Annotated in this window: 11 protein-coding genes; 4 read left to right on the top strand and 7 right to left on the bottom strand. The window is 68.2% G+C overall.

All coding sequences use genetic code 11. The features are described 5' to 3' along the window. Positions 1–75: 75 nt before the first annotated feature. Positions 76–1,260, bottom strand: coding sequence for an acetyl-CoA C-acyltransferase family protein (locus tag DES47_RS23150; protein ID WP_133703149.1), 1,185 nt, complete (start codon positions 1,258–1,260; stop codon positions 76–78). 149 nt (positions 1,261–1,409) lie between these two features. Between DES47_RS23150 and DES47_RS23145 the strand changes: the two genes are divergently transcribed. Beyond that, on the top strand, positions 1,410–2,174 hold the full coding sequence (locus tag DES47_RS23145; protein ID WP_133703148.1) for a ParA family protein: 765 nt from the start codon (positions 1,410–1,412) through the stop codon (positions 2,172–2,174). Here the strand turns inward: DES47_RS23145 and DES47_RS23140 are convergent, their stop codons facing one another. From DES47_RS23140 to DES47_RS23130, 3 genes are read right to left on the bottom strand one after another with little or no spacing between them, the layout of a single operon-like run. After that, the gene (locus tag DES47_RS23140) at positions 2,175–2,852 is read right to left on the bottom strand and encodes a response regulator (protein ID WP_208115096.1); all 678 of its coding nucleotides are present in this window, start codon (positions 2,850–2,852) and stop codon (positions 2,175–2,177) included. It lies immediately after the preceding gene. After that, positions 2,821–4,719 carry a type IV pili methyl-accepting chemotaxis transducer N-terminal domain-containing protein gene (locus DES47_RS23135; protein WP_133703147.1) on the bottom strand — a complete coding sequence of 633 codons (1,899 nt, stop codon included), beginning with the start codon at positions 4,717–4,719 and terminating at the stop codon, positions 2,821–2,823. The genes DES47_RS23140 and DES47_RS23135 overlap by 32 nt, the downstream gene beginning before the upstream one ends. 43 nt (positions 4,720–4,762) lie before the next feature. After that, the gene (locus DES47_RS23130; protein WP_133703146.1) at positions 4,763–5,548 is read right to left on the bottom strand and encodes a Crp/Fnr family transcriptional regulator; all 786 of its coding nucleotides are present in this window, start codon (positions 5,546–5,548) and stop codon (positions 4,763–4,765) included. A gap of 287 nt (positions 5,549–5,835) precedes the next feature. Between DES47_RS23130 and ftsH the strand changes: the two genes are divergently transcribed. Further along, positions 5,836–7,671, top strand: coding sequence for an ATP-dependent zinc metalloprotease FtsH (ftsH, locus tag DES47_RS23125; RefSeq protein ID WP_133703145.1), 1,836 nt, complete (start codon positions 5,836–5,838; stop codon positions 7,669–7,671). A 51-nt stretch (positions 7,672–7,722) separates the two neighbouring features. After that, the gene (locus DES47_RS23120) at positions 7,723–8,085 is read left to right on the top strand and encodes an ArsR/SmtB family transcription factor (RefSeq protein WP_133703144.1); all 363 of its coding nucleotides are present in this window, start codon (positions 7,723–7,725) and stop codon (positions 8,083–8,085) included. Here DES47_RS23120 and DES47_RS23115 read toward each other — a convergent pair. The 3 genes from DES47_RS23115 to DES47_RS23105 all read right to left on the bottom strand — a co-directional run bounded on the left by DES47_RS23115 (position 8,072) and on the right by DES47_RS23105 (position 10,408). Further along, positions 8,072–8,830: an enoyl-CoA hydratase/isomerase family protein gene (locus tag DES47_RS23115; RefSeq protein ID WP_133703143.1), complete on the bottom strand. Its 759-nt coding sequence runs from the start codon at positions 8,828–8,830 to the stop codon at positions 8,072–8,074. The two genes, DES47_RS23120 and DES47_RS23115, sit on opposite strands and share 14 nt — an antisense overlap. A gap of 9 nt (positions 8,831–8,839) precedes the next feature. Further along, positions 8,840–9,208, bottom strand: coding sequence for a PEP-CTERM sorting domain-containing protein (locus DES47_RS23110; protein WP_133703142.1), 369 nt, complete (start codon positions 9,206–9,208; stop codon positions 8,840–8,842). A gap of 246 nt (positions 9,209–9,454) precedes the next feature. Continuing rightward, positions 9,455–10,408: a hypothetical protein gene (locus DES47_RS23105; RefSeq protein WP_133703141.1), complete on the bottom strand. Its 954-nt coding sequence runs from the start codon at positions 10,406–10,408 to the stop codon at positions 9,455–9,457. Between the two features lie 197 nt (positions 10,409–10,605). Between DES47_RS23105 and DES47_RS23100 the strand changes: the two genes are divergently transcribed. After that, on the top strand, positions 10,606–11,643 hold the full coding sequence (locus DES47_RS23100; RefSeq protein ID WP_133703140.1) for a branched-chain amino acid ABC transporter permease: 1,038 nt from the start codon (positions 10,606–10,608) through the stop codon (positions 11,641–11,643). Positions 11,644–11,645: the final 2 nt, after the last annotated feature.

The following is an 11,645-nucleotide window of genomic DNA, read 5'->3' as shown; positions in this document are numbered from 1 at the left end:
TCCTCGGCCCCGCACAGGCGCCCGTCGTCTGGCGGGGCTGCGCCTGCGCGGATGCAGTGTGGCGTAGGTGCGTTCTTACAGCCGCTCAAACACCGTAGCAATCCCCTGCCCACCGCCGATGCACATCGTCACCAGCGCATAGCGGCCGCCGCTGCGATGCAGCTCGTAGATCGCCTTGGTGGCCAGGAAGGCACCCGAGCAGCCGATCGGGTGGCCCAGGGCGATGGCGCCGCCGTTGACATTGGTCTTGCTCATGTCCAGCTCGAGGCCGCGGGCGACGGCAATCGCCTGGGCGGCGAAGGCTTCGTTGCTCTCGATCACGTCGATCTGGTCCAGGCGCAGGCCGGCCTTCTGCAGTGCCAGCCTGGAGGCGGGGATGGGGCCCTCGCCCATGATCTCGTTGGGCACGCCGGCGACGGCGTAGGACACCAGTCGCGCCATTGGCTTGTGGCCGGCGGCCGCAGCCACGGCGGCATCGGCGAGCACGAAGAAGGCCGCGCCGTCATTGATGCCCGAGGCATTGCCGGCGGTGACAGAGCCGTCCTTCTTGAAGGCCGGCTTCATCTTGGCCAGCGTCTCCATGGTCGTATTCGCCTTCACATGCTCGTCGGTGTCGAAGACGACCTCGCCCTTGCGGGTCTGCTTGACGATGGGCACGATCTGGTCCTTGAAGCGGCCCTCGGCAATGGCCGCTGCGGCGCGGCGGTGCGATTCCACGGCCAGTGCGTCCTGCTCCTCGCGCGTGATGCCCCATTTGGTCACCAAGTTCTCGGCCGTGATGCCCATATGGCCGACGCCGAACGGGTCGGTCAGGGTGGCGACCATCATGTCGATCAGCTTGGTGTCGCCCATGCGGGCGCCAGTGCGCATCGCTGCCGACAGATAGCCGCTGCGGCTCATCACCTCGACGCCACCGCCGACGCCATAGTCGCAGTCACCGAGCAGGATGTTCTGAGCCGTCGTGACGATGGCCTGCAGGCCCGAGGAGCACAGGCGGTTGACCGACATCGCCACCGAGTCCATCGGCAGGCCGGCCTGTATCGAGGCCACGCGGGCCACATAGGCAAAGCGGCTTTCGGTCGGGATGGTGTTGCCCACGGTCACATAGTTGATCGCCTTGGGGTCGACGCCGGAGCGCTGCACCGCCTCCTTCATCACCGTGCCGGCCAGCTCCGCCGGCTCGATATCGGCCAGGCCGCCGCCGAAAGTACCGATGGCCGAACGGGCCGCGCCCAGCACCACCACATCACGCTTGCTCATGCTCTGTCTCCTTGGGGTTTGATAGATCCATGCCGGAGTTGACGCCTCGGGACTGGCATTCAGCTTACGTCCGGCAACGCTCAGCTGTCTTGTCCAGTGTAAATGTTGCGGTGCACAATAGGCCAATTGCAGCAGCTGCCGGGATCCTCATGCGACGCGTCGTTTTCAATCAGAAGGGCGGGGTGGGCAAGTCCACCATCACCTCCAACCTGGCGGCGATTGCCGCTTTCCAGGGCCAGCGCACGCTGGTGGTCGATCTGGATCCCCAGGGCAACAGCACCCGCTATTTGCTTGGTGAGGCAGCTGACGAACCCCAGCCCGGCGCGGCCGAGTTTCTGGAAACGACGCTGAAGTTCAGCGTGCGCGCGCCCAAGACCAGCGACTTCATCGTTGCCACCCCCTGGGAGAACCTGCACCTGATGGGCTCCAGCCCCCTGCTCGACGAGCTGCACGGCAAGCTGGAGAGCCGCTACAAGATCTACAAGCTGCGCGATGCGCTGGTCGAGCTGGGCGAGGACTACGACCAGATCTGGATCGACACCCCGCCGGCGCTGAACTTCTACACCCGCTCGGCCCTGATAGCCGCCGAGACCTGCCTGATCCCCTTCGACTGCGACGACTTCTCGCGCCGGGCCCTCTACAGCCTGCTGGAGAGCGTGACCGAGATCCAGTCCGACCACAACAAGGGGCTGACGGTGGAGGGCATCGTCGTCAACCAGTTCCAGCCCCGCGCCGTGCTGCCGCAGCGCACCGTGCAGGAGCTGATAGACGAGGGCCTGCCGGTGCTGCAGCCCTATCTGAGCTCCAGTGTGAAGATGAAGGAGTCGCATGAGCTGTCGCGGCCGATGATCCACCTCGACCCGCGCCACAAGCTGACGCAGCAGTTTGTCGAGTTGTACGAGTCGCTGGCCTGATCAGCGCTCGGCCGGCACCAGCCCCCGCTCGCTGGCAAACACCGCCGCCTGCACGCGCGAGCTCAGATTGAGCTTGCGCAGGATGTGCTGCACATGGATCTTCACCGTCGTCTCGGCAATCTCCAGGGTGCGGGCAATCTCCTTGTTGCTGGCGCCGCGGGCGATCTCGCGCAGTGTGTCGCGCTCGCGCGGCGACAGCGCGTCCAGCGGATCGGCAGGGGACTGAGTCTCGGCGGGCGCCGGGCGCAGTGCGCTCTGCAGCGCCGTCACCAGCTTGCCGGTCAGCTCCGGGCTGATCACCGACTCGCCGCGCGCGCAGGCCTCGATCGCCGCCAGCAGTGCGTCGCCGTCTATGGTCTTCAGCAGATAGCCCTGGGCGCCGGCGTGCAGCGCCTGGGCCAGGTCGGCCTCGTTCTCGCTGACAGTCAGCATCAGCACCCGGGTCTGCGGTGCGGCCTCGCGCAGGGCGGGCAGGGCGTCGACGCCCCGCACCCCGGGCAGGTGATTGTCCAGCAACAGCACGTCGGGCTGCAAGGCGGCCACCAGGCGCTGCGCCTCGCCGGCGTCTCCGGCCTCGCCGACCACGCTGAGATTCTCGTGCTGCGACAGCAGCGCGATCAGACCGCGTCGGAACAGTGAATGGTCGTCAACGACCAGCAGTCGCAAGGGCGTTTTCATGGATATCCGGGTCCTCGGTGCCAAGGTTCTGGGGCACGCTGATCTGCACCCGCGTGCCCGCGCCCGGCGTCGATTGGACGCTGAGCTCGGCGCCGATGCGCTGGGCGCGTTCGCGCATGATGCGCATGCCCACATGGCTCTCGCCGGGATCGGGGGCGGGGTCGAAGCCCACGCCGTTGTCCATCACCTCGAAGCGCCACTGCGGGGTCTGCTGCACCCGCAGCCGGACATGGCTGGCCTGCGAGTGCTTGCGCACATTGGACAGCGCCTCCTGGATGACATGCAAGACCTGGATCTGGATGTCGGGCGGCAGCGGCACGCCATGGCCCTCGGTCTGCAGCTCGGTGCTCAGGCCGGTCTGGTGCTCGAACTTCTGCAGGGTGGTGCGCAGCGCCGGCTCGATGTCCTCGACATCGACACGGGTGCGGAAGTGCATCAGCAACTCGCGCACATCGCCATAGCTTTCCAGCACGCCGGTCTCGATCTCGGCCAGGCTGCGCTCGGTGGCCGGCGCATCGCCCTTGCGCAAAGCGCCGCGCAGCAGCTGCACCTGTATCTTCAGAAAGGCCAGGGACTGGGCGATCGAGTCGTGCAACTCCTGGGCCAGAAGGCTGCGCTCGCTGGCCACGGCGGCCTCTTTTTCAGAGGCGGCGGCGCGCAGACCCTCCATGCCGCCGGCCAGGTGGCTGGCCAGCAGTTCGACCAGGGACTGGTCCTCCTGCGACACCGCTTGCGGGCTGCGGAAGAACAGGTCGATCTCGCCGTGGATGTGATGGTGCAGACTCACCGGCACGGTCAGCAGGGTTTCGAAGCCGGCGCGTCCGCACAGACCGTGGGGACCCGGCTCGGCATGGATCGCTATCACGCGGGTGCGCGCGGTGGCCGCGCTCTGACCGCAGTGGCAGTCGCCGCTGGGCAAGCATTGCTCCTCGTGCCTGAAGCTGGCCGGCAGGCCCTCCTGGGCCAGCAGCAGATAGCGTTTGTTGGCGGCGTCCGACCAGCGCAGTGCCACGGCGTCGGCGCGGGCGATGCGGCGTATCTTGCTGACGAAGCCGCGCGCCATATCGTCCAGGTTCTCCGCCTCGGCAATGAAGGCGCTGACTTCGTACAGCGCGCCCAGGCGCTGGCGCTGGGCCTCGATCTTGGCGGTCTTGTCGCGCACCTTGTCTTCCAGCTCGGCGTACTGCGATTGCAGGCGGGCGGCCATGGCATTGAAACCCACTGCCAGCTCGCCGAATTCGTCATCGGCCCTGACCTTGACCCGGGTGCCGAAGTCACCGCCGCGGATGGCCCCGAGTGCCTGGCCCAGGCGTTTCAGCGGATCGAGCACCATCAGATGGCTGGCATAAAGCAGCATCAGCGCGCTGCCTATGGACAGGGCGATCAGTGCCAGCTGGAAGCCGCTCAGCACCGCCGTCCAGTAGGACAGCCGCTGCTCGATCACGGTCACGAATTGGTCGATACGGGCCACCATGACCTCGACCTGGCCGGGGCTGACCGGCATGCGCTGGTCCAGCCAGGTCTCGCGCAGGTCCAGCCATTGCTGGCGCACCAGGGCAAGTTCGCGGCGCGAGGCATCACCCGAGGGGACGAACAGCGGGCGCGAGGGGTCGCCGCTGTGCAGCAGGTCCAGCGTGGCATCCAGCGCCGCCGCCTGCTGGGCCAGGCCGGCACGCTGGCCGGTGGAGATGTCCAGGGCCATGCGATAGGTCATCATGCGCATGCGGCCGGCCTCGTTGACCGCCGCGGCACCGCCCTCGAGCTGCCAGGTCACCCACAGGGTCAGCGCGATCGAGGCCAGCGCCAGCACCAGGCAGGCGACACCGCTGGCGGTGAGCTTGAAGGCGAGGCTTTGGCGGGCTTGCATGGGCCGATGCTAGCCGCCCGGGGCAATTATTGCTTGACTGAAATCAAGCCGGGGGCTTGTCCAGCGGCGCGCGACCCGACAGGCGCAGCAGCGCGGGCACATCATGGACGCGGATGCGATAGCGGTCGATTTCCACCGCGCCGATCTCGCGCAGCTGGCGCAGCGTGCGCGAGAAGGTCTCCGGCGAGGTGCCCAGCTGCGAGGCGATGAAGCGCTTGTGCTGATGCAGCACCAGCTCGTTCGGGTCTTCGCTGCTGCTCAGCGAGTCCAGCAGCCAGCCGGCGCAGCGCGCCATCACATCCTTGGCCAGCAGATCGTGCACATCGCTGGTCAGCCGACGGACGCTGGCGGCCATCGAAGTCAGCAGCCAGCGCGACACCTCGGGGTGGGCGGCGGCCACGGCAGCCAGCTCGTCCACCGGAAACTCATGCACCCAGACCGCCGTCTGCGCCTGGGCCGTCTCCAGATAGGGCCCGCCCAGCCAGGCGCTGCTGAGGTCGATCCAGCCGTGGGCCTCGACCGTGTGTGTCTGCCACCAGTGGCCCTGCGAATCATGGTTGCCGACACAGACCGTGCCCTGGGTCAGCAGCCACAGCGCATGGGCCGGCTGGCCGCGTTGAATCACGCAGGCCTTGGGCGCCACCGCATGGGAGTGGCCGATCCGGGCCAGCGCCAGCAGGGCGGCCTCGCCGAGCGACTGGGCGCCATTGGCCTGGCGCAAAGCGGCATACAGGCCGTCATGGACCGGCAACGGCGGGGCGGCGGCGAGCGCGTTGTTCATGATCGGGCTTGTGGAGGAGTAGCCAAACGGGTGGGGGGCGATGTCCATGGCGTGCTCTTTGAGTACAGGTGCTGCCACTGTGGCGTGGCGAAACGGCCGAGTTTTTGCTTCAACGCAAGATGCCGCTTCTTTGGCGTTTGAGCGAAGTCAAAGTTTGAGGCGGGGCTCATGTCGGATCCAATGCCAGGCGGATGCTCAAAAGAAGTGCTCCCAGACAATGGTGCCCATGATGCGCAGGCAGCGCTCCGGCCCCCTTGACCTGGGTCAAGACAGCCGCAGCCGGGCCATCGCATGCTGTGCGCTGCGGGGCCGGACCCGCTTGCGCGGGAGCGACGATGGAGAAGCGTCAGAGCTGGAGTTGGGGCACGCTGGTGTTCGTGCTGGCGCTGGTGCTGCTCGCCAGGGACTGGTGGGCGCAGAGCCGCAGCATCGAGACCCTGCCCTACAGCGCCTTCGAGCAGCAGCTGCGCGACGGCCGATTCGCCGAGGTGGTGGTGGGCGATCGCGTCATCACCGGCCGGCTGAAGGCCCCGGACGCCAACGGCAAGCAGCTGGTCGTCTCGATGCTGGTGGAGCCGCAACTGGCCGAGCGCCTGTCCGTCTACGATGTGCCCTACCAGCGCGTGCACGAGCCGACCTGGCTGCAGGATCTTGTCGGCTGGGTGGCGCCGTTGCTGCTCATGATGGGCGTCTGGACCTTCATGTCACGGCGCCTTGCCGGGCGCTTCGGCGGCGGCGGTCTGTTGGGCATTGGCCAGAGCAAGGCCAAGGTCTACATGGAGAGGAGCACTGGCGTGCGCTTCGACGATGTGGCCGGCGTCGATGAGGCCAAGGCCGAGTTGCAGGAGATCGTCGAGTTCCTCAAGCACCCGAAGGAGCATGGCCGGCTGGGTGCCCGCGTGCCCAAGGGCGTGCTGCTGATGGGGCCCACGGGTACCGGCAAGACCCTGCTGGCCCGTGCCGTGGCCGGGGAGGCCGGCGTCGCCTTCTTCTCGATCAGCGGTTCGGAGTTCATCGAGATGTTCGTGGGCGTTGGTGCCGCGCGGGTGCGCGATCTGTTCGAGCAGGCCCGTGCCCATGCGCCTGCCATCATTTTTATCGACGAACTCGACGCGCTGGGCAAGGCCCGCGGCGTGTTCCCGGTATCCGGCGGCCATGACGAGCGCGAGCAGACCTTGAACCAACTGCTGGTTGAGCTGGACGGCTTCGACCCCAGCGTCGGTGTGGTGCTGCTGGCCGCCACCAACCGGCCCGAGATCCTGGACCCGGCCCTGCTGCGTGCCGGCCGGTTTGACCGCCAGGTGCTGGTGGACAGGCCCGACCGCGCCGGCCGCGTGGCCATACTGAAGGTCCATGCGAAGAAGATTCGCCTGGCCGCCGGTGTCGATCTGGACCAGGTCGCGGCCATCACCGTGGGGTTTGCCGGCGCCGATCTGGCCAATGTCGTCAACGAGGCGGCGCTGGTGGCGACGCGGCGCAATGCCGAGTCCGTGAGCCTGGCCGACTTCACCGCGGCGATCGAGCGCATCGTCGCCGGCATCGAGAAGAAGCACAGCCTGCAGAGCCCGCGTGAGCGCGAGCTTGTTGCCACGCACGAACTGGGCCATGCCTTGACCGCGCTGGCACTGCCCGGCGTGGACCGGGTGCACAAAGTGTCCATCGTGCCGCATGGCATAGGCGCGCTGGGCTATACCCTGCAGCGGCCCACCGAGGACCGCCATCTGCTGCGCCGCAGCGAACTGCAGGACAAGCTGTGCGTGCTGCTGGGCGGCCGTGCGGCCGAGCTGCTGGTCTTCGGCGAACCGTCCACCGGGGCGGCCGACGACTTGGCCCGAGCCACCGATTTGGCGCGCGACATGGTGCAGCGCTTCGGCATGGACGAGGGCCTGGGCCCGGTGGCCTACGCCGAGCGACCGGGCAGCATGCTGGCCATGCCCGAGGGCGCGGCCGCCGGCAGCCTGGGCCCGCAGACCGCGCAGCAGATCGATGAGGCGGTGCGCGGCCTGCTGAGCCAGGCGATGGCCCGCGCCGGCACCTTGCTGGAGCAGCGTCGCGCGGTGCTGGAGCGCTGCGTGAAGGCGCTGATGGCCCGCGAAACGCTGGACGAGGCCGACTTGCTGGCCCTGGCTGCGACAGACTCCGCCCTTGCCGTCCCGCCCGCGGCGGCCTGAGGCCACTTATCATGCGGGCTCACCCCTATCATCACGAGCGTGCATCCGAGCATGGAAGATCTGCCCCCCGAGGCCCTGCAACAGGTGGCGGCCTATTTCCAGGCGCTGTCGGAGCCGACGCGGCTGCAGATACTCAATCTGCTGCGCGGTGGCGAGCGCAATGTCGGCGAGCTGGCCAAGGCCTGCGGCTACACGGCCGCCAACGTCTCGCGCCACCTGACCCATCTTCAGCAGCAGGGCCTGGTCGAGCGTGAGGGGCGCGGCACTTCGGTGTTCTACCGCATCGCCGATCCGGCGGTGTTCGCGCTGTGCGATCTGGTCTGCGGCAATATTGCCCGCAAGCACGAACGCAACGCCGCCGAGCGCCGGGTGTTCTCGCGCACGGCCGGCACCGGCCCGCTCAGCAAGCCCTGAACACGGGCTGGCGCTTCTCGCTCCAGGCGCGCACGCCCTCGGCCAGATCCTGCGAGGCCACTGAGCGGGCGATGTCTGCCTGCAGCGCCGCCTCATTGAGCGCACCTCGGGCGATCGCATTCAGATGCTGCTTCATGCCCAGCAGGGCCAGCGGCGCCATCGCCAGCAGTTGCGCGATCAGCGCCTCGGCCGCCTGACCCAGCGCCTCGGGCGTGTCATGCAGCTGGTCTAGAAAGCCGCAGTCCAGCATCTGCTGCGAGTGCAGCGTCTCTCCGGCGAGCAGCACCCTTTTGGCCATGCCCAGGCCCAGGCGCGTGACATAGCGCTGCAGGCCGCCGCGGTAGAAGTGCAGGCCCAGCCGGGCGGCCGGCACGAACATCTCGGTGCTGCGCGCGCCCAGACGAAAGTCGCAGGCCAGGGCCAGATCGGTGGCGCCGCCATAGATGCCGCCGTGGATCTCGGCCACGGTGACCGGCCGAGCCCGCTCCAGGTCATCCGCCAGCGCCTCGAACAGCGCGCCGGCATCGACCCCTGGCACGCTGCCGATATTGAAGCCGGCGCAGAAGTGCTTGCCGGCGCCGCGCAGCCGCAGCACGCGCAGCTCGGGGTTGGCATTGACGCTGGCGATGTGCTCGCGCAGCAGGGCGATGTCGTCTATCTCCAGCCGGTTGGCGACGCGGGGGCGGCGCAGCAGCAGGGTGGCGACGTGGCCGTCACGAGTCAGTTCTGGGGCGAGGGCGGGCATGCCCCGAGTCTATCCACCCCGGCGACGCAGTACTGCCAGTGCGCCCAGGCCCAGCCCCCAAAGCGCCCAGGTTCCCGGCTCAGGCACCGCCTGCGCCTGGAACACCGCGCCGCCGTCCGCTGTGTAGCTGAAGTTGCTGATCGTGTACTGGCAGGCACTGGCGCTGAACTGCACGCCGCTGAAGGCTTCATCGGGAAGGGCCGCGTCGGCGGCGCTCATGAAGCGGTCCACGTCGAAGCCGCCGCCGGCCTGGGAGGCATTGGGGTCGGTGGCGCCGAGGAACCTGAACTCGATTGCCAGGCCGGTCTGGTCCACGGCATGGGCGCCCGCCAGCACAAGTTTATCGGTGACAAAGCCGCCCAGGCCGTCGCTCTGCACCTCCTGCACCAGGCGCGAGCCGGCCGCCGCCGTGAAGCTGCCATTGATGGTGAGCGTGCCGGGCGAGTTGCCGGTGCCAGAGCCGACCGAGAGGCTGGCGCCGATGCTGCAGCTGGTGCGTCAGGCGCCCTCGAGCCTGAGCGTGGCGTTGTCGATCTGGGTGGTACCGGCGGCGCCGAAGTCGGCGATGCCCATCAGCGTGGTCCGCACCAGAGCGCCGTCCAAAATGCCCAGGTGGCCGCTGCCCTAGGCGCCGCCACCGACAGTGATGAAGGGATTGCTGCCCAGGGTCTCGAGTTTGGAGCCCGGGCCGCTGACCTCGATCCGACCGCTCGACGGCGCACCCCAGCCATTGCCGGCAATGACGCCGGCCCCCTCAAAGAACAGTTCGGGCCCGGTGGGCGCCAGGCCCTCGATGCGCAGCGCCGCGCCGTCACGGATGGCCAGGACGCCGTTGGAGCTCCAGCCGATGTTGACCGTCGGGTTGAAGGTGTTGGCGTTGTCGGCCACGCCGACCGCACCGCGGCCGACGAAGAGGTCGGCGACGCTGCTGCCATAGGTGATGCTGCTGAGGGGGCCGCTGACGTTGAAGCTTGCGACCGCGCCGGTGTTGCCGACCTGGATGAGGTTCACGCCTTCGATGGCGCCGCCGTTGGCCACCGACAGGTTGGCGGTGGCGCCGCTGCGTCCGATCCAGAGACCGCCGTTGAGCGTGTCCGCATAGCTCAGCTTGGCGCCGGCGCCCGAGATCAGCAGGCGCTGCGTGCCGCCGTTCTGACCGAGTATCAGCTGGGCATTGGTGCAGGCCGCGGCGTTGAGCAACGCTCCGCCGCTGACGGTCACGCTGCCGCGGTTGATGCTCAGGCGATGCCAGTCCACGCCATCCAGTGTCAGCGTGCTGCCTGTGCCGTCGAGCGTGACGCTGCCCTGGCTGTCCAGTTCCCAGCCGTTGCCCACGCCGAGGGTGAAGGCGTTCACGGCGCCGCCGTTGCGCACCGTCATGTCGCCCCGGCCGCTGCTGGCGACAAAGATCTGACCCTCGTTACCGGTGGTGTGGGCCAGGGTGAGCTGGCTGCCGTCGTCGTCAACGAGCAGGCTACTGCAGCGCGATGCGGCCGTGCGCAGCAGCCGGCCCGACCATTGGGTGCCGGCGCCGGCGCCGGCGCCGGCGCAGACGCTGCTGCTCGAGCCTTCCGGCACGATCCGCCTGGCCAGCGACGGGGCCCCGCGTCTGCTGAAGCTGGTCGACGCCTGGTTTGCAGGGCCGGGATCCTGCCGAAGGCCTGAGACTGCGGCGAAATCGAGACACTTGATTCGACCGATCGGTCGGGTTTGCTGCCTATGGTTTAGAGTGCCGTGCGGCGCCGCGTCCGGACGGGGCCTGAGGTATGCCCTGTATGGATCTGTCAATCGCAAGCATCCTGATGCTCGATGGCGTCACCAATGGCGCGATCTACGCCTTGCTGGCGCTGGCCACGGTGCTGGTGTTCGCCGTCACCCGCGTGATCTTCATTCCGCAGGGCGAGTTCGTGGCCTTTGGCGCGCTGACCCTGGGCATGCTGCAACTGGGCCAGACGCCAGGCACGATCTGGTTCCTGCTCTTGATGGCGGTGCTGGTGGCCGTGCTGGACCTGGTGGCCGGGCTGCGCCAGGGCCGGCCACCCGCGCGCATCCTGCTGACGGTCCTGAAGGCGGCGGCATTTCCGGTGTTGATCTCCCTCTTCGCGCTGTGGGCCGCGCCGCAGAAGTTTCCGCTACTGGTGCAGGCCGGCCTGACGCTGGCCCTGGTTACGCCGATGGGCCCGCTGCTGTACCGTCTGGCCTACCAGCCGCTGGCCGATGCGACGGTGCTGGTGCTGCTGATCGTCTCGGTGGGCGTCCACTTCGCGTTGACCGGCCTGGGCCTGGCCTTCTTCGGCGCCGAGGGCTTTCGCACCCCGGCCTTCTGGGACGCCAGCTTTGCCGCCGGGCCGCTGATGCTGTCGGGCCAGACCCTGATCATCTTCGCCGCCTCGATCGCGCTGATCATCTCGCTGTGGCTGTTCTTCGAGCGCTCGCTGTATGGCAAGGCCCTGCGCGCCACCGCGGTGAACCGGCTGGGCGCGCGGCTGATGGGGATTTCGAGCACCACGGCCGGCCGGCTGACCTTCACGATGGCGGCCTTCATGGGCGCGCTGTCGGGCCTGTTGATCGCGCCGACGACAACGATCTTCTATGACAGCGGCTTCCTGATCGGCCTGAAGGGCTTCGTTGCCGCAGTGTTTGCCGGCTTGGCCAGCTATCCCGGGGCGGCACTGGGCGCCATCCTGGTCGGGCTGCTGGAGTCGTTCAGCTCCTTCTGGGCCAGCTCGTACAAGGAAGTGATTGTGTTCACCTTCATCCTGCCGGTGCTGCTGTGGCGGTCCCTGCGCGACCCGCACAGCGAGGAGGAGTGATC

The sequence above is a fragment of the Roseateles toxinivorans genome (genome assembly GCF_004362525.1).
In the GTDB taxonomy this organism is placed as follows: Bacteria; Pseudomonadota; Gammaproteobacteria; order Burkholderiales; family Burkholderiaceae_C; genus Paucibacter; species Paucibacter toxinivorans.
The sequence above is the reverse complement of the archived record's forward strand: the minus strand, read 5'-3'. Positions and strand labels throughout refer to the sequence as shown.

Excerpts from the sequence above, each read along its gene's own strand:
- ftsH (WP_133703145.1), top strand. The coding sequence starts at position 5,836 with ATGGAGAAGCGTCAGAGCTGGAGTTGGGGCACGCTGGTGTTCGTGCTG.
- DES47_RS23115 (WP_133703143.1), bottom strand. The coding sequence starts at position 8,830 with ATGCCCGCCCTCGCCCCAGAACTGACTCGTGACGGCCACGTCGCCACC.
- DES47_RS23135 (WP_133703147.1), bottom strand. The coding sequence starts at position 4,719 with ATGCAAGCCCGCCAAAGCCTCGCCTTCAAGCTCACCGCCAGCGGTGTC.
- DES47_RS23100 (WP_133703140.1), top strand. The coding sequence starts at position 10,606 with ATGGATCTGTCAATCGCAAGCATCCTGATGCTCGATGGCGTCACCAAT.
- DES47_RS23130 (WP_133703146.1), bottom strand. The coding sequence starts at position 5,548 with ATGGACATCGCCCCCCACCCGTTTGGCTACTCCTCCACAAGCCCGATC.
- DES47_RS23145 (WP_133703148.1), top strand. The coding sequence starts at position 1,410 with ATGCGACGCGTCGTTTTCAATCAGAAGGGCGGGGTGGGCAAGTCCACC.
- DES47_RS23120 (WP_133703144.1), top strand. The coding sequence starts at position 7,723 with ATGGAAGATCTGCCCCCCGAGGCCCTGCAACAGGTGGCGGCCTATTTC.
- DES47_RS23150 (WP_133703149.1), bottom strand. The coding sequence starts at position 1,260 with ATGAGCAAGCGTGATGTGGTGGTGCTGGGCGCGGCCCGTTCGGCCATC.
- DES47_RS23140 (WP_208115096.1), bottom strand. The coding sequence starts at position 2,852 with ATGAAAACGCCCTTGCGACTGCTGGTCGTTGACGACCATTCACTGTTC.